Origin of the sequence: Streptomyces sp. NPDC005263 (assembly GCF_042872365.1) — a bacterium.
Taxonomy (GTDB): Bacteria; Actinomycetota; Actinomycetes; order Streptomycetales; family Streptomycetaceae; genus Streptomyces.
The window spans coordinates 272,292-289,176 of record NZ_JBIAKJ010000005.1 but is presented as its reverse complement, the minus strand read 5'-3'; the positions used below and the strand labels follow the sequence as shown (position 1 = coordinate 289,176).

Genomic DNA, 16,885 nt, shown 5'->3' with positions numbered 1-16,885 from the left:
TTGGGCGGGGGTGTGGGGCGGGGTGTCAGGGCTTCCAGTCGCCGATGCGGTCCAGGCGGCGGCGCTGCTGGAGCGAGGTGGGCACGTCGAGGCCCTGACCGCGTGCGGCCAGGTGGTCGGCTACGGCGGTGCGGTGTTCCACGGGCTTGTGGTCGTCGTACTTGAACTTGGCCTGCACGTCGGTGACTTCCAGTCGCAGGCCGTGGATGCCGGGAAGCATCCGGCCGTAGGGCGGCCGGTCGACGGCGACAGCGGCGTGATCGCCGTCGGGCTGGAAGTGGGCGAGCTGGCGGCGCAGCAGTTCCGCCTTGGCCTCCGGATCGTCGACGACCTGGGCGCGGCAGGTGAACTGGACAGCTGTGTAATAGCTGGTGGGGACGCCGTCGTTGGGCGGAGTGCCGGTCGTGGCGCGCCAGGGGCCCGGGATGAAGGCGTAGTCACCGAAGACGGTGAAGAGGACGTTCGCGTCGTGCTCGATCGCCTTCCAGACCGGGTTGGGCCGGGCGAGGTGGATCAGGAGATGGGTTCCGTCGCTGGTGAAGTGGGTGGGCACGGCGACGGGTGGATGGCCAGGCAGGCCGTTGACATTGAGCTGGCCGAAGTCGTGGCCTTCGGCGACCCAGGTCTGCCATTCGGCTTCGTCTAGGTGGGCGTCCCAGGGCTGGATGAACATGCTGATCTCCTTGTGTCGACGGCTGGGGGCTACCGGGCTACCGGGCTGTCGGGCTGCCGGGCTGCTCAGGTCAGGGCGAGGAGGCTGACAGCGACGGCGGCAGTGCCCAGGCCGACGAGCCGGCCACGGTGGATGCGTTCGGCGAGCACGGTGCGAGCGAGCACGACCGTGCCGACCGGGTAGAGGGCGACGACCACGGCGACGACCGCGAGGTCACCGCTGCGGGCGGCGAGGAGGAAAAGCAGGTTCGCCACGGAGTCCAGCACACCCGCGACCCCGGACGCCGCACCCCAGCCAAGGGCGCCGGCGCTGAACGAGGCGCCGAGCACCGGCCACAACAACAGCTCGACCACGAGAGAGGCCGGGGCCGCGATCATCACGGTGCGCAGCACATGTGCCTTACGGGCGCCGAGGCCGCCGAGGAAGTCGGCGCATCCGTAGGCGAGTGAGCTGCACAGGGCCAGCAGCAGAGCGATCACAGCGCATCCTTTACTATCATTGGAACGACTGCACCGTACAACGCAACGACCGGTCGATGTCAACCAAACGACCGTGCGGTGCATTGTGGTGGTTGTGGCGAGGATGGAGATCAGATGGTCGAGACAGCCGCGGCCCTGCGGACGGTCGCGCACAACGTCCGGGCGGCCCGCACCCGGGCCGGCCTGTCCCTGGACGAACTCAGCAAGCGCTCCCAGGTCAGCAAGGGCGCCCTGGTGGCGCTGGAGAAAGCGCAGGGCAACCCCAACCTGGCCACCCTGGTCCGGCTGGCCGACACTCTGGGAATCTCGGTATCCGCCCTGATGCAAGGACCGCCCGAAGGCCGAGTCCGCGTCGTGGCCGCCGACACCGTGGCACCACTGTGGACCGGCGACCGAGGCAGCGAGGCCCGCCTCATGCTGACGACCTCAGGCTCGGCCCCGGTCGAGGTCTGGCGCTGGCACCTGGAACCGGACGAGGAATACCCCAGCCACCCCCACCAGGCAGGGGTTGTGGAAACTGTCAGCGTCACGTCCGGCCGGATGGCCCTGATCGTCGATGGCACCGAACACACCGTGGAAGCCGGGCAGACCGCCACCTTCGACGGCGACACCCCTCACACTTACCGCGGCTCCGGCACCGAGACATGCACCTTGATCATGACAGTCCACCTGCCGCCCGGTCCCGCTTCCACAACCTGACCCGCGTGGTGCATCCGAAAGTCCCATGACCGGGGAGCCCGGCGAGCTCGGCCGGACCTCTCAGGGCGACACTCCGTAGCGGGTGGCGATCGCGGCGGCGTGGTTGCGCAGGGCGTCGCGCAACCACTGCGGGGCCAGGGCCTCCGCGTTCATGGCGAGGTGCCACAGCGCCCATTCGGCGTGTCTCGGATCCTGAACTGTCACCTCCAGCCGCAGCCGACCGTCTGCGTCGGTTTCTTCGGCGTCGACGCCCAGCGCGGTGTCCACCAGGTCCTTCCGCCGCGCGGGGGCCACCCGTACCAGCACGGTGACTTGGTCGCCGCCGGTCCGAAACCGCGAGCTGCGTTCCTGCCAGGCCCGGTCCAGATCGACCCGGTCCGGTCGCTGTGCCGGTTCGGCGCGTTCCTCGGCGGCCAGAACCCGGGACAGCCGGTAGGTGCGGTCCGCGCCGGACCTCGTGGCCAGCAAGTAGCCCTGGTCGCGCACGGTTACCAGGCCGATCGGGTCCACCGTGCGCCACGTCGGGGTCTGGTCCACGGCCGCGTAGTGGATGCGCAGCTTGTGTCCGGCGGACACCGCGCTCCGGACCTGTGCCACTACGGCGTCGGGCACCTCCTCGGCGACCAGTCGGCGCGAGAGAAGGTCGGTCTCCGGGTCGATGAGCAATCGCTGCACCGCGCCGGCCGTGGTGGCACGGTAGCTCACGGGTGGCGCGTCAACCACCTTGCGCATGGCCGAAGCGAGCGCCGAGCCGAGGCCGAATGCCTGCGCGCCGCGCCGCGATCCGGCGACCCGCAGGGCAAGTGCCTCGTCGTGGTTGAGTCCGGTGAGCTCGGTCCGGAAACGGGGCAGCAACGCGAATCCGCCGTGCCGACCGCGTTCGGCGTAGACCGGAACGCCGGCCGCGGACAGTGCCTCGGTGTCGCGAGTCTGGCTACGCCTGACGTGCTGTTCGAGGTCGAGGTCCTCGCCGCCCGGTCCTGACCCGCCGTCACCCGCCTCCATCGGACAGGAAGGTCCGGGCAACACGTCGCTCCGGTGGAGGACTTCGTCGCTGGGCGCGGATGAACCTGAGCAAGGTCATCCGGTGGTGCCGGCAGGGACATGAGCACGTGCTGCGGGTGCGGTGGGCTGGGGTTGGGCCGGTGGAAGGCCTGCGATCTGCTGGAGGATGTCGGCCGCAACCGCGCGGACCTTGCGTCGTTCCCGCCGGGACGTGACGACGAGAATCTCGAAGGCGTCGTTCTCGTCGCAGCTGCGCAGAACCATGAGGGCGCCCTTGGCGCGTTCTATGACGGCGCGCCCTTCCAGGGCCTCCTTGAGCTGCCGGTTCTCGGCGCGCAGGGCCTCAAGTGCGGAGGACGCCGGGAGCGGAAGGACCTCAGGGAAGTCTCGCCGCAGTTGCTCGCCGAGGCCGACAAGTGTGGACACCAGGACACCGGCGGTGGCGAGAACGGCGGCCATGCGCTCGCTTCTGTCGGATGTCTGACCGGCTTCATACGGTTCTGACTCCATGCGCACATGTTGACCATAAATCACACCAGTGGCCAGTCCTTCCACGGTTTATTTAGATGTAACGGACGAAAGGCAGGTTCCGGGGCAACGCATCCGAATCAATGGTTCGGTCCGGCAGTGATTCCTCTACGCTAAATGCGTATAAAAGATATTAAAATGGACATTTTGTATGAACGTTATGGAAAATCTTCACTGATTCACACCGAACGCTACACAAACGTCCACGGGCGCAGCTAGCCTCACATCCCGGCGTCGCACCCGCCCCCCACGTGCTTGCCGTCCACTGCTCCTGCCCATGGACCAGGCGAGAACCTCAAAGGTTCTCTGCACGTCCCCCTTGCCGCGTCGAGACCGTACGCCGGCCGGGGTCGCCGTACTCCTTACCGCCCGCTCACGGGACCCCGGAGACGTCGGCCGCTGCTGCGCCGCGCGACTGTCCCGGATCCCGCGTTCCCCAGGGGGGACCCTCAGATGGCGCAACTGACCTCTGCACCCACGGATTCCGGAGCCCCGGATTCCAGACCGGCGGATTCTGCACCCACGGATACCGAGGCAGTCGAACTCGGTGGCGGACTCCATGCCGCCCCGCCCCGACTGACCCTGGTGATACCCACCCGGAACGAGAAGGACAGCGTCCCTCTCCTGCTGGCGCGACTGGCCCCGGCACTGACCGGGCTCGACGCGGAACTGCTGTTCGTCGACGACAGCGATGACGACACCCCGCACGTCCTCGCGACCCTCGCCCCGGGCTACTCCGTCCCCGTACGGTTGCTTCACCGGCCGCCCGGGTCACGCGGTGGCGGCCTCTCGGGCGCCGTGGTCGCCGGTGCCCGCCAGGCCAACGGCGGCTGGGTCCTGGTGATGGACGCCGACCTGCAGCATCCGCCGGAGGCCGCGGCCCTGCTGGCGCGTACGGCGATGCGCGGCGGCATGGACATCGTCGTAGGCACCCGTTACGCGGGGACCGGATCGACCTCCGGGCTGTCCGGCGCGTCCCGACTGCTGACCTCGACCGCCTCCACCCGTATGGTCAAGGCGGCCTTCCCGAGACGGCTGGCGACCGTCAGCGATCCGCTGAGCGGCCTGTTCGCGTTCCGGACCGAAGCGGTGGACCTGAACAGGCTGAACCCGCTCGGCTTCAAGATCCTGCTGGAGATGCTCGTCCGTAACCCGGCGCTGCGCGTCGCGGAGGTTGCGTACACCTTCGCGCCTCGCGAGGCCGGCGACTCCAAGGCGTCCTTCCGTGAGGGTCTGGCCTTCCTCCGGCACGTGACACGGCTGCGTCGCGACCGGCTCGTCGGTCAACTGCGCGAGAAGCCGGGCGACCAGGGTGGGCGCCTTCGCCAACTGACCCGGTTCCTGGGGTTCGGGCTGGTCGGGCTCTCGGGGGTGGCGGTCAACACCGCTGCGCTGTGGCTCCTGTTCGACCGGTTCGGGGTACACCATCTGGTCGCCGCCGCGCTGGCCACCCAGGCCTCCACCACCTGGAACTTCCTCCTGGTGGAGGGTCTGGTCTACCGGGGCCGCGGCTCCGGTAGCTTCAAGGGCCGCGCACTGCGTTTCTTCGCCCTCAACAACCTGCTGCTGCTCGGACGGCTTCCGGTACTGCAGGCGTTGGTGGTTGCCGGGCTGGGCGTGCTCACGGCCAACGCGGCGACGCTCGTTCTGCTCTTCCTGGTGCGCTTCCTCGTCAACGACCGCGTGATCTACGGATCAGGTGCGGTCAAGGAAGGCGGCCGCGACCCCGTGCGGCTGCTCGTCGACCCCGGTCCGAGCGCCGCCGCGGCAGGACCGGCCCACGCCGCCGGCCGCAAGCGTTCGACCTACCTGCCGTACCGCTACGACGTGGCCGGCACCGTCACCATCGGCTCCCAGATCCGCCTGCCGGAACTGGAGTTCTTCCGCGCCCAGTGGATCTCGGACGACGAGGTGGACATCGCCGTACGGGTCGGCGACGTGGGCCGTCGCACCCCGCACCGCCGGGCCTCGCTGACCGAGCACGGGCAGCCCGCCGAGGCCGCCGCTATTCGCTACGAAGAGCACCTCGGACGCTTCGGCGCGAACTTCAGCGTGCGCGTCGGGGAGCAGATCAGGGTGGAGATCGGACCACTGCTGGCCCGCTCGCCGCACGTCGTCTACACCAACGTGATCGAGGCGCTGCTTCGCTTCGTCCTGATCTCCCGCGACCGGATGCTGCTGCACTCCGCGTGCGTCGAGCTCGACGGCGTCGGCGTGATGCTGTCCGCCCTGACCGACACCGGCAAGACGGCGACCGTCCTGCGGTTGCTGCGCGAGCACGGCGGACGGTTCCTGTCGGACGACATGACGGTGGTGGACGCCGACGGCAACGCGGTGTGCTTCCCCAAGCCGCTGACGATCAGCTCGCACACCCTGCGCGCGGTGAACGCCGACGACCTGACCCGGGCCGAGTGGCGCAGACTCAACCTGCAGAGCCGTCTGCACTCCAAGGGAGGCCGCTCGCTGGCCCTGGCCCTCGCCCGCTTCAACCTGCCGATCATGGGCATCAACGCCGTCACCCAGATCCTGGTGCCGCCCCCGAAGTACACCGTCGACCGGCTGGTTCCGTGCCGTATGGGCAGCAGCACCACGGTCGAGGAGCTGTTCGTCATCGAGCGCGGCACGCCCGGCCTGCACGACCTGGACCAGGGCGAGGCGCTGGAGCGGATGCTCGTCAACACCGAGGACGCGTACGGCTTCCCGCCCTACCGCTACTTCGCCCCGGCGATCACCGTCGGCGGGCTGACCTATCCCCAACTCAAGGAGCGGGAACGGGAGATCCTCGGCGGCTTTCTGTCGGGGGTGCGCACCCGAGTGCTGGCCTCGGACCGATTCGGCTGGGCCGACGAGATTCCCCGGCTGCTCGCCGAAGAGCGCGGAGGGACGCGTACGGACCTGAACGGCAGCATGCCGACGGCGGCCGCGACACAGCGTGCGGCTGAGGAGAAGAGGGCGCAGGCCGAGGCCTGGCCGCGCTGGGGCGTCCGCTTGGCCCCCGGATCGATCGCGTCGTGAGAGAGCCCACCGAGTCGCTCAGTCCCCCCGAGGCGATCAAGGCGATCAGGGCGATCGAAGCGATGGGAACCACGGGGACTGCTGGGCCGGCCGATCCCCCCGGCCGCCCCGGCGCGGTGGTGGAATCCGGCAAGCGGAACTCCACCACCAGAGAACCGGCCCGCACCGTCCACCCCCCGGGCGGTGCGGGCCGGCCCGGCCACGGGTCGGCGGCGCTGCTGCGGATCGCCGCGGCGGTGCCGCTGACCGCCGTACTCGCCGTCGCCGCCGTGCTGCGCTTCTGGCGCCTCACGGCGGTGGGGTTCAACAGCGACGAGGCTGTCTACACCGGTACAGCCGCCTCACTCGCCGGCGACGGTTCCCTCGGGTCCATCTTCCCCGTGTTCCGTGCTCATCCGGTGCTGTTCCAGGCGTTGTTGTCGCTGGTTCTGCGCGTCCACCTCAGCGACTGGACGGCCCGCGCGGTGCCCGCGGCCATCGGCGTGGCGGCGGTCGCCATGACGTACGGACTCGGTGCCCGGCTGTACGACCGTACGGCCGGACTCGTCGCGGCGCTGCTGCTCGCGGTGATGCCGTACCACGTGGTGGTCAGCCGACAGGTGCTGCTGGACGGGATGATGACGCTGTGCGCGACGGCGGCGCTGTACTGCGTCGTGCGTTTCGCCGAATGGCCGGGCCGGCGGTGGCTGCTCGCAGCCGCCGGAATGATGGGCGTCACCGTGCTGGCGAAGGAGACCAGCGTCATTCTGCTGGGCGGGCTGTACGCGTTCTTCGCCCTGACGCCGGCCGTACGGATGCGGTGGCGGCAGCTACTGCCGGCCCTGGGCACGATGACGGTGGTCACGGCGGCCTCACCACTGGCGCTGGCGCTGTCCGACCGGTCCCGCACCGGCGGCGCCTATCTGTTGTGGCAGCTCTTCCGCCGTCCGAACCACCCATGGACCTTCTACTTCACGGCCGTTCCGCCCGCTGTCGGCCCGCTGATGCTGGTCACGGCCGCCGCCGGGCTGATCTGGTTGCGCCGGGAGAACACCTGGCGGGAGCGGCTCCTGCTGTGCTGGATCGGGGTCCCGGTGCTGTTCTTCACCATCTGGCCGGTGAAGGGCTTCCAGTACCTGCTGCCGATCGCGCCCCCGCTGGCGGTGCTGGCCGGCCGCACTCTGCGCCGTCTGCCCTCGCTGCCCTGGCCGACGCCGCGGCTCGTCTGGCTGCCCCGCGCGACGGCGGTGGCGGTGACCCTCGCCGTGGCGGCGAGCCTCGGCGTGCCCGCGTGGCAGCGTGCGGATCCGTCGGATGACGGGACCTTCCTCGCCGGGTCCGGTGGGCTGCCCGGCGGGCGGGAGGCCGGGACGTGGCTGCGCCGGCATGTGCCGGACGGCGCCCAACTGCTGGTGATCGGGCCGTCCATGGGCAACGTGCTCCAGTTCTACGGCCACCGCAGGGCGCGTGCGCTGTCGGTGAGCCCGGATCCGCGGGCCCGCAACCCTTCCTACGAGCCGGTGACCAACGCCGACCGGGCGATGCGCGACGGGGAGTTCCAGTACGTCGTATGGGACTCCTACAGCGCCAAGCGCACCCCCTTCTTCACCGGAAAGGCGCAGACGCTGATCAACCGTTACCACGGGAGAGCCGTGTTCACCGCCAGAGGACAGGGCGGCAAGGCCCTGGTCGTCATCTACCAGGTGCGTGCGACATGAGGCGCCGGACGGTGCGGCTGCTGCTCGCCGTACAGACGGCGGTGCTGCTGGTCCTCGCGGCCGGTGCTCCGGCAGGTGCCGCGGGCGCACATCAGCCCAGGACCCCGATACGGCACTTCGTCTACCTGATGCAGGGCGACCGCACCTTCGACCAGTACTTCGGAACCTACCCCGGCGCCGACGGCCTTCCCGCCGACGCGTGCCAGGCCCGTGACCGGGCCCATCCGCACAAGGGATGCGTCAAGCCGTACGCCCTGCACGGCAAGGCGGCCCCGGTCGCGGCCCTCTCCGCGGGCAAGACGGTGATCGAGCGGCAGTACGACGGAGGGAAGATGGACGGCTTCGTGGCGGCGTACGAACGCCAGGGCCGGGACGGCGCCGCCGCCATGGGCCACTACGACCGGCGCGATCTGCCCATCTACTGGAACGCCGCCGACCGCTACCAGCTCTTCGACCACTTCTTCGCCTCCGTCCGGCACGGCACCCGGCTCAACCGCTCGTACTGGGTCGCGGGCGGCGCCCTCGGCTCCGGCCGGTCGACGATCTTCGACCGGCTGCAGTCGGCCGGGGTGAGCTGGAAGTTCTACGTCGAGGACTACGACCCGAAGCAGACGTTCCGGCAGCGCTCCAAGGACAACTCGGCCACCCAGACGGTACGCGTCCCGCTGCTGGACTCGCCGCGGTTCGTGGACGACCCGGAGCTCCGTGGCCACATCGTGGACCTGGACCAGTACTACCTGGACCTGGAACACGGCACCCTGCCCGCTGTCTCCTACATCGCGAGTTCAGGAGCGGGTGAGCGCTCGGCCCGTTCCGTGCCGACCGGACAGCGGCTGGTGCGCACGCTGGCCACGCAGCTGATGCTCAGCGGCTATTGGAAGTCCTCGGCGCTGCTGTGGTCGTACGACGGATCCGGCGGCTGGTACGACCACGTCGCCCCGCCCCGGGGCTACGGCTTCAGGGTGCCGGCCCTGCTGGTCAGCCCGTATGTGCCGCGGGGCCGAGTGGACCACACCGTCTTCGACGCGACGAGCGCGCTTCGGTTCGTCGAGGAGAACTGGGGGCTGAAGCCGCTCGGCGGCCGGGACACCAAGGCCACCAGCCTCGGCCGGGCCTTCGACTTCGGCGGCGGGCCACGCCCGGCCGACCTCATTCCCGGTACGACGACCGCGCCGGCCGCCCTGCGGCCGACCCGGTCGCTGATGGTCTACGGGGTGTACGGCGGGGCGGTGGGCATCGCCGCTCTGTTGGTCCTGACAGCCTCGGTGGGACAGCGGCTCAGGAAGGGGGCGCGCTCATGGCGGCACTGACAACGGTGACGTCGACCGGTTTCGGGCGCAGGGGCGCACGGCGCGTCGCCGGCGTGCTGGGCGCGATGGCGGTGGCGTGCGTGGTGACAGCAGGCGTACCCGCACACGCCGCGGGCCAACGGCCGCCTGCGCATCGCGCGCCGTGGATGGTGACCGTTACGGTGCAGACCGTTCCGGTGCTGCGGCATGTGCGGTTCACCTTCGACGGCACGCAGATCGTCACCGACTCCCGCGGCCGGGCCGAGTACACCGGACCGCACGACTTCGACGAGCACTCCCTGACGCTCGATGAAGCAGCGATCAACACCAAGAAGCGTCGCTACCGCTTCGCCCGCTGGTCCGGGCAGCGCGACCCGGACCAGGCGTTCCGCACGTCCGTCGAAGGGCTGCCGCTGCGCGCCGACTACACGGTCACCGCTGCGTTCTCCGCCCGCTACCCGGTCACCACCTCGTTCACGGACCAGCACGGCACGCCGGTCGCGCCCGGCCGGGTCAGCTCAGTCGCCGTGAAGAGTGACACGGGGAGCACGGTGGAGGTCCCACCGGGGCGGACCGTCTGGCTGGACGGACTGCTGCCGGTCTTCCGCAAGAGCGTGCTGACGACGCGCACCATCTCCTACTCGCTGCAGAGCGTGATGGTGGACGGCACGAACACCGTCGACGCGGGCAAGCAGCGCTTCTCCCCGGCGGCCTCCGACAAGGCGGTCTTCATCACACAGTTCCACGACCTGACTGTCACCGCCCATGACGCGATGCTCTCCGGCACCACGGGTTCGGCGGCCAAGGTGACCATGCCGGACGGGACGGTGCGGGCGGTCCCGTTCAGCAAGGACGGACGCGCGACGTTGCGCGGACTGCCTCGCGGCCACTACGCGGTCGACGTCAAGGCCGGCGGACTGACAGCCGGCCAGGAGGTGCTGCTGTCGAAGGATCGTGAGGTGGACGTCCAGGTGATCGGCGACCGGGACCTGGTGGGCGCCGCCGTGTTGCTGCTGGCCACCGCGGTCGGGCTCGTGATCGCCGGACGGTCCGCGGCGCGCAGGGCCGCGGGCAGGACGAAGTCCGGCGAGAAGACCGGTGAGGGGACCGAAGGGAAGGCTGACGGGCAGCCCAGTGGTAAGGCCCTGAAGGTCTCGGAAAAGGTCTGGAAGAAGGCCCGGCCCGGCGACCTGGCTGAGGAGCGGCCCGGGGAGTCGTCAGGCGACAAGGCCGTGGTGACATGACACGCGCCAGGGCGGCGCTGGCCGTCCTCACCCTCATGCTGGGACTGCTGGGCTCGGTGCCCGGTCGGGCCGCGGCGGCCGTCCACGCCCGGGCGGGCGGTACACGCGTCCCGCTGCTCGCCTACTACTACCAGTGGTTCCAGCCGTCCTCCTGGCAGCGGGCAAAGATCGACTACCCGCTGCTCGGCCGCTACTCCAGCGACGACACCGGGGTCATGCGCACGCACATCGCCTGGGCGAAGTCGGCGGGCATCGACGGATTCATCGTCAGCTGGAAGAGCACACCGGTGAACAACCGGCGGCTGCGGCTGCTGTTGTCCGTGGCGGCGGCCGAGAACTTCAAGATCACCATCATCTACCAGGGCCTGGACTTCCAGCGCCACCCGTTGCCGGAGGCCGAAGTGGCGGCGGACTTCGCCGCCTTCGCGCAGTGGTTCGCCGACAGCCCGGTGCTCTTCCGGCTGGGCGGCAAACCCCTGACCGTGTTCAGCGGCACATGGGCATACACGCACGACGAGGTCGCGCGCATCACCCGACCGGTGCGCGGCAAGCTGCTCGTGCTCAACACCGAGAAGAACGAACGCGGTTACGAGCGCCTGGCCGACGTCACCGACGGCGACGCCTACTACTGGTCGTCGGTGAACCCCGACACCAACCCCAACCACGCAGTCAAGCTCAGCGCCATGGGCCGGGCCGTGCACGCCCACCGCGGCTACTGGGTCGTCCCCTTCGCACCCGGCTTCGACGCCCGACTGGTCGGCGGAACCAAAGAGGTGCCGCGCAAGAACGGCGACACACTGCGCGCCGAGTACACCGCCGCGATGGGCTCGCAGCCGGACGTACTGGGCCTGATCAGTTGGAACGAGTTCAGCGAGAACTCCTACGTGGAACCGTCGGTCGCCAACGGCCGGCGCTATCTGGACGTACTGCGCGAGCTGCGCGGTGGGGCGGTCGCCGGACGGACGGCCACCCTCGCCGGCGAGGAGCCGGGGCCGCGTCGGCAGACCGTCGCGCGATCGGCCTACTGGCCGAACCTGCTCCGGCTGGCCGGGTTCGCAGCCGTCCTGGTGGCGGGCGTGACGATGCTGGCCCGGCGTCGAGCGGGCAGCCCCACAGGCCGCAGAGGAAGTCACCCAGGAAGAAGGACGCCATGACAAAAGCATTCGGTACCAGGAGAGAGCCACGCCGACCACGAAGACGGCTGACACGGGCCGTTCTCATCCTCGCCACGGGGCTCGGCACCGTCTTCACCGTCACCGCCCCGGCCCACGCCGCGCTGCCCGGAGCCGACGCCCGCCTCACCAGAGCTCCGTACCTCACCGACCTCACCACCACGTCGGTGCAGGTCAACTGGGGGACCACCACGCAGAGCAAGGGCAGCATCCACTACGGCCCGCTCGGCAACTGCTCGGCGTACACGGTGACGGCCGGTAATTCCGGCTACCCGATGACGATCAACGGCGTGACCGAGTACCGCAATTCGGTCACCGTCGGCGGACTGTCGGCGGGCACCGCGTACTGCTACCGCGTCTACACCGGCGGCAGCGCTCCGGTGGACCTGCTCGGCACGCTGGCCACTCCCCGGTTCACCACCCTGGAGCCGCTCGGTTCGACCACGCCGTTCAGCTTCGCCGTACTGGGCGACTGGGGCGACACCACCAACAGCGGGGTCGACGACGGCTCGCTCAACGTCAATCAGGCCAACGTGCTGTCCCGGATCGGCAGCAGCGGGGCCCGCTTCGCGCTGTCGGCGGGGGACATCGCCTACCAGGGCGGCTCACAGACCAACTACGGCGACCTGAACCAGACGGGCATCGACATCAGCGGCGTCTTCGGCCCGCAGTACTGGGCACTGCCCGGTATGAGCACTCCGATGTTCGCGGTGAGCGGCAACCACGGCCAGAACTCCACCTACCTGCTCAACTGGCCGATGGCCGCCACCAACGCCGCCTCCGGCGGCACCTACGCCATGGTCAGCTATCCCTCGATCGACGGCTCGAACCCGGGCTCCTACCCGACGGCGTACTACGCGATCGCCACCGGCGGGGTACGCATCTACATGCTGGACGCGGCCTGGGGCAACAGCAACACGGGCACCGCGACGGGTGGCACGTGCGGTTCGCACTGCGCGATCTACGAGGTCGACCATGACGCGCACTGGACGGTCTCCTCCGATCAGTACCAGTGGCTGGCCGACGATCTGGCCGCGCACCCGGGCGGGGTGAAGATGGCCGTCTTCCACTTCCCGCTGCGCTCGGACGACGCGACGGAGCCGGACGACAACTACCTCAACATCTCCGCCGGGCCGACCAGCCTGGAGACCATGCTGCACGACAACGGAGTGGGGCTGGTCTTCAACGGCCACGCGCACGACTACCAGCGCAACACCGCACCCCCGGGCGGCGTGGTCAGCTATGTCACCGGCGGTGGAGGTGCCAAGTCCACACCGGTCAGGGGCGGCACTCGCTGTTCCGCCACCGACGCGTACGCCGTCGGCTGGTCGTACAGCAAGGCCAAGGGCTCCGCGTGCGGTGCGGCGCCGGTCCCGACCAGTGACTCGCAGGTGTACCACTTCCTGAAGGTCACGGTGAACGGGACCACGGTGACGGTGACGCCCACCGACTCCCTGGGCAGGACCTTCGACGTGCAGACGTACAACTTCGCGGCGCAGTGACAGGGAGTGCCCGGGCAGCTCACCACTTGGTGGGCGGCGTCGGCATCCGACGCCGCCCACGGGTCACGCACGGCGGCCACCGGGAGCTCAGCCCGGTCGGTCGCCGGCTGTCCGGCGTGCGCCCTCACATCTGAGATTACCGAGGCCGCCTCCTCGGGCCGGTGGTTACGCCTCGTCATCACGAGCGGGAGGGGACCCGCTCGGGAGGGGCTCCGCTGCTCTCCCTGACCACCAGTTCCGTCGCCACCTCCACCCGCGTCGTCTCCGGCTGTTCCCCGGACAGCAGTCGCAGCACCATCCGGGCGGCGAGCGCGGTCATGTCGGCGAGCGGAGTGCGGACCGTCGTCAGGCGGGGGGTGACCCAGTCCGCGAAGGGCAGGTCGTCGAAGCCGACCACGCTCACGTCGGCCGGGATACGCAGGCCCAGTTCGGCGGCGGCCCGGTAGGTGCCCAGCGCCTGATGGTCGCTGCCGGCGAAGATGGCGGTCGGACGCTCGGGCAACGCCAGGAGTTCCAGGGCGTGTTGGTGTGCGAGCCCATGGGTGAAGTCGCCGTAGCGCACCAGCTCCGGGTCGAAGGGCAGACCTGCCTCCGCCAGCGCCGAGCGGTAGCCGTCGACCCGCGCCCGAGACGTGAGCCGGCGCTCCGGGCCGCTGATGATCGCGATGCGGCGGTGGCCCAGCTCGATGAGGTGGCGGGTCGCGGCCAGCCCGCCGGGCCAGTTGGTCGCGCCCACCCACGGCGTGCCCGGCGCGGGCTCGTCGATCGGCGCCACCAGCGCGTAGGGAATGCCGAGCCGGCCCAGTTCCTCGTGCTGCTGAGGCGTCAGTTCGGGCACCACGAGAATCGCTCCGCGGGTGGAGCGGGTGGCGAGTGAGTCCAGCCACTGACGGGCGCGTCTGGTCCGGCCGTGGGTGGAGGACACGACCAGTCCCATGCCCGCGTCGTGCAGCACGTCCTCCGCGCCCCGGATCAGCTCGACCGCCCAGGGACTGTCCAGTTCGTTGATCACGAAGTCGATCAGTCCGCCGGGCGGGGCCGCGGTGGCCGCCGGACGGTGTTTCGCCAGGTAGCCATGGTGTTCAAGGAGCCGCTGCACCTTGGCCCGCGTCTCCGCCGATACATCGGACCTGTTGTGCAGCACCTTGGAGACGGTGGACACCGATACGCCTGCCTGATCGGCGATTTCGGCCAGGGTGCGCCGTCTCGCCTCACCTGATCCTGTCCGAACCGTTGACGTCATCGGATGAATCTCCTACGTTGCCGGGCGATCGAAGTTTGCGAAAACTATCGCAACCGCGGTCCTGGAGTAAGGCTCCTCGGCGAAAAGGTGGTCCCCATGAAGAGATGGCGCGCGGCTTCGCTGGCCGCGGCCCTGGCTCTGGTGCTCTGCGGTTGTGGAGGAACCGGTGGTGGCGGCGGATCGGGCGACGCGAAGGACGAGTTGCTGGTCTGGGTGGACAACACCCGGATGCCCGCGGCCCAGCAGTACGAGAAGGCCCACCCCGACGTGAAGATGCGCATCGTCACCATCCCGCCCGACGCGGGCTACGTGCCCACCAAGATCTCGCTCGCCAACCGCACCAAGCGTGGCTGGCCCGACGTCGTGTTCCTGGCCAACCCGGCCGAGGCGGCGACGCTCGCGAGCAAGAAGTTCGGCTACGCGGCCCCGCTCGACGACCTCGTCCCGCAGTCCGTCCGCGACGGCTTCACCCCCGGCTCCCTCGAAACCTGTTCCTTCGGCGGCAAGACGTACTGCCTGCGCAACGACATCGCCCCCACCGTCCTGTGGTACGACGCCACGCTGATGAAGCGATACGGCTACCAGGTCCCCAAGACCTGGACCGAGTACCAGCGCACCGGTCTGAAAGCGGCCGAGGAACACCCCGGCACCATAGTGGGAGCCGTCAACGGCAAGTACGGCGCCGGCATCTACTTCGGCAGCAGCGGCTGCCCCACCCGCGACACGCTCAGCCTCACCGAGGTCCACATCGATCTCGGCGGACCGGACTGCACCCGGGTCGCCGACCTGCTCCAGCCGCTCGCCCGTAAGAAGGCCGTCACCACCGTCGTGCCCATCGACCCCGGCTTCGCCAAGTTCGGCAAGGACAACAAGATCCTGATGCTGCCGGCCCCGGCCTGGTTCGGCGACTTCATGTTCGGACCCGCCTTCAAGGTGCCCAAGGGCCGCATCGCCGCCGCCCCCATGCCCACCTGGCCCGGCGAGAACGAGCCGTACGCGGGACAGGTCGGCGGCGGCGCCTTCCTCGTCTCCTCGCACGCCGGTGAGCGGACGAAGCAGGCCGCCGACCTGGTGCGCTGGATGACCACCGACGTGAGCCTCCAGGCGAAGCAGCCCACCTACCCCGCCTTCACGGCAGCCGCGAAGAAATGGGGCGAGGCCAAGTCGAAGGACCCGTACTACGCCTCGGACCCGATGCCCGCCCTCACCGCGGCGGCGAACGCGCTGCGCCCCGGCTTCGGCGCGGTCCGCTTCGAGGCCGACTGGCAGAGCAGCTTCAACGACACCTTCGTCAAGGCGGTCGATTCCGGCAGCGACCTGCGCGGTTCTCTCAACGGTTGGCAGGACAAGCTTGAGGCGGCCGCCAAGACCAGCGGATACACGGTCGGATGAAGACCCTCACGACCCTCCGCCCGCCCGCGGTCGCCGCCCCGCGGCCGGTGAGGGCCGGCCGCCGGCGCCGCCCCTCGGGTACCGCCGCCGTCTGGATCCTCGTCGGCCCCTACACGGTGTTCCTCGTGCTCTTCGGGCTTGCGCCCGCCGGATACGCCCTGTGGACGTCGTTCGTCGACAACGGCTCCTTCTCCGGCGGGCGCGACTGGGTGGCGGTGTTTCACGACTACCGGCTCGGCGACGCCGCCGGCCACGTGACGACGTATCTGCTGCTGTGGCTGCCGGTCCTGCTGCTGACCGTCCTGTCCCTCGCCTTCACCCTGCACGCCCGACCCGGCCGCACGACCAGCGCGCTGCAACTCGTCTACTACCTGCCCGGCGCGGTCACCGGCTCCGCCGCGGCCCTGCTGTGGCTGTTCATGGTCAGCCCGGACAGCAGCCCCTTCTCACCCCTGCTCACACTGATGGACGTCAGGAGCGCCACGGACGCGCTGTCCGGCGGCAGCGTCATCGCCGTCCTCACCGTGATGGGCGTCGCGGTGCACGCCGGCGGCTGGATCGTGGTCCTGTACGGGGCGCTCAACGCGCTCCCCAAGGACGTCCTGGAGGCCGCGCAGGTCGACGGGGCCTCGGCCTGGCGGACCATGTGGCACGTCAAGCTGCCGATGGTGCGCACATACGTCGCCTTCGTGCTGATCTCCAGTTTCGCCTCCGGCAGTCAGGTGTTCGTCGAGCCCACCGTGCTGTCCACCGGCGCCCCCGGCCAGATCAGCCCCACCTGGTCCGTCAACCAGCTCGCCTACACCTACGCCACCCAGGACGGCGACTTCGGCAAGGCCGCGGCGCTGTCGCTGGCCATGCTCGCGGTAGGAGTGCTGGCCGCCTGGATCGTGATCACCCGCACCCGTATGTACGCCACCGACTCCTCCGACTCCCGGTGAGTGAGG

Annotated in this window: 14 protein-coding genes; 9 read left to right on the top strand and 5 right to left on the bottom strand. The window is 69.8% G+C overall.

What is annotated here, in order from left to right; all coding sequences use genetic code 11:
* Positions 1–25: 25 nt before the first annotated feature.
* Both ACFYRY_RS23935 and ACFYRY_RS23930 read right to left on the bottom strand, forming a co-directional pair.
* Entirely contained in the window at positions 26–673 is a 648-nt protein-coding gene (locus tag ACFYRY_RS23935) for an FMN-binding negative transcriptional regulator (protein ID WP_389149090.1), read from the bottom strand.
* A gap of 65 nt (positions 674–738) precedes the next feature.
* Entirely contained in the window at positions 739–1,152 is a 414-nt protein-coding gene (locus ACFYRY_RS23930; protein ID WP_389149087.1) for an EamA family transporter, read from the bottom strand.
* A 114-nt stretch (positions 1,153–1,266) separates the two neighbouring features.
* Here ACFYRY_RS23930 and ACFYRY_RS23925 point away from each other — a divergent pair, with 114 nt between their 5' ends.
* Positions 1,267–1,851 (top strand): helix-turn-helix domain-containing protein, encoded by a 585-nt coding sequence (locus ACFYRY_RS23925; protein ID WP_389149084.1) that lies wholly within the window; start codon positions 1,267–1,269, stop codon positions 1,849–1,851.
* Positions 1,852–1,911: 60 nt separating this feature from the next.
* Here ACFYRY_RS23925 and ACFYRY_RS23920 read toward each other — a convergent pair whose 3' ends face one another.
* Positions 1,912–2,856, bottom strand: a complete 945-nt coding sequence (locus tag ACFYRY_RS23920; protein WP_389149081.1) for a helix-turn-helix transcriptional regulator — start codon at positions 2,854–2,856, stop codon at positions 1,912–1,914.
* 75 nt (positions 2,857–2,931) lie between these two features.
* Complete coding sequence (locus ACFYRY_RS23915; protein ID WP_389149078.1) at positions 2,932–3,315, bottom strand: ANTAR domain-containing protein; 384 nt, start codon at positions 3,313–3,315, stop codon at positions 2,932–2,934.
* A 654-nt stretch (positions 3,316–3,969) separates the two neighbouring features.
* Here ACFYRY_RS23915 and ACFYRY_RS23910 point away from each other — a divergent pair.
* Genes ACFYRY_RS23910 through ACFYRY_RS23885 form a run of 6 tightly spaced genes read left to right on the top strand, consistent with a single transcriptional unit; the run spans position 3,970 to position 13,303 of the window.
* Complete coding sequence (locus ACFYRY_RS23910; protein WP_389149076.1) at positions 3,970–6,399, top strand: glycosyltransferase; 2,430 nt, start codon at positions 3,970–3,972, stop codon at positions 6,397–6,399.
* A complete protein-coding gene (locus tag ACFYRY_RS23905; RefSeq protein WP_389149073.1) occupies positions 6,396–8,096 on the top strand; it encodes an ArnT family glycosyltransferase in 1,701 nt (566 codons plus the stop codon). Before ACFYRY_RS23910 ends, ACFYRY_RS23905 begins: the two co-directional genes overlap by 4 nt.
* Entirely contained in the window at positions 8,093–9,406 is a 1,314-nt protein-coding gene (locus tag ACFYRY_RS23900; RefSeq protein ID WP_389149070.1) for an alkaline phosphatase family protein, read from the top strand. The genes ACFYRY_RS23905 and ACFYRY_RS23900 overlap by 4 nt, the downstream gene beginning before the upstream one ends.
* Positions 9,394–10,629, top strand: coding sequence for a hypothetical protein (locus ACFYRY_RS23895; RefSeq protein WP_389149067.1), 1,236 nt, complete (start codon positions 9,394–9,396; stop codon positions 10,627–10,629). Before ACFYRY_RS23900 ends, ACFYRY_RS23895 begins: the two co-directional genes overlap by 13 nt.
* Positions 10,626–11,783 (top strand): endo-1,3-alpha-glucanase family glycosylhydrolase, encoded by a 1,158-nt coding sequence (locus tag ACFYRY_RS23890; RefSeq protein ID WP_389149064.1) that lies wholly within the window; start codon positions 10,626–10,628, stop codon positions 11,781–11,783. The genes ACFYRY_RS23895 and ACFYRY_RS23890 overlap by 4 nt, the downstream gene beginning before the upstream one ends.
* Positions 11,780–13,303 (top strand): fibronectin type III domain-containing protein, encoded by a 1,524-nt coding sequence (locus ACFYRY_RS23885; protein WP_389149061.1) that lies wholly within the window; start codon positions 11,780–11,782, stop codon positions 13,301–13,303. The genes ACFYRY_RS23890 and ACFYRY_RS23885 overlap by 4 nt, the downstream gene beginning before the upstream one ends.
* 178 nt (positions 13,304–13,481) lie before the next feature.
* Here ACFYRY_RS23885 and ACFYRY_RS23880 read toward each other — a convergent pair whose 3' ends face one another.
* On the bottom strand, positions 13,482–14,546 hold the full coding sequence (locus ACFYRY_RS23880) for a LacI family DNA-binding transcriptional regulator (RefSeq protein ID WP_389149058.1): 1,065 nt from the start codon (positions 14,544–14,546) through the stop codon (positions 13,482–13,484).
* A gap of 96 nt (positions 14,547–14,642) precedes the next feature.
* Here ACFYRY_RS23880 and ACFYRY_RS23875 point away from each other — a divergent pair, with 96 nt between their 5' ends.
* The gene (locus ACFYRY_RS23875) at positions 14,643–15,938 is read left to right on the top strand and encodes an ABC transporter substrate-binding protein (protein ID WP_389149055.1); all 1,296 of its coding nucleotides are present in this window, start codon (positions 14,643–14,645) and stop codon (positions 15,936–15,938) included.
* Positions 15,935–16,879 (top strand): carbohydrate ABC transporter permease, encoded by a 945-nt coding sequence (locus ACFYRY_RS23870; RefSeq protein WP_389149052.1) that lies wholly within the window; start codon positions 15,935–15,937, stop codon positions 16,877–16,879. Before ACFYRY_RS23875 ends, ACFYRY_RS23870 begins: the two co-directional genes overlap by 4 nt.
* The last annotated feature ends 6 nt before the right edge of the window (positions 16,880–16,885 follow it).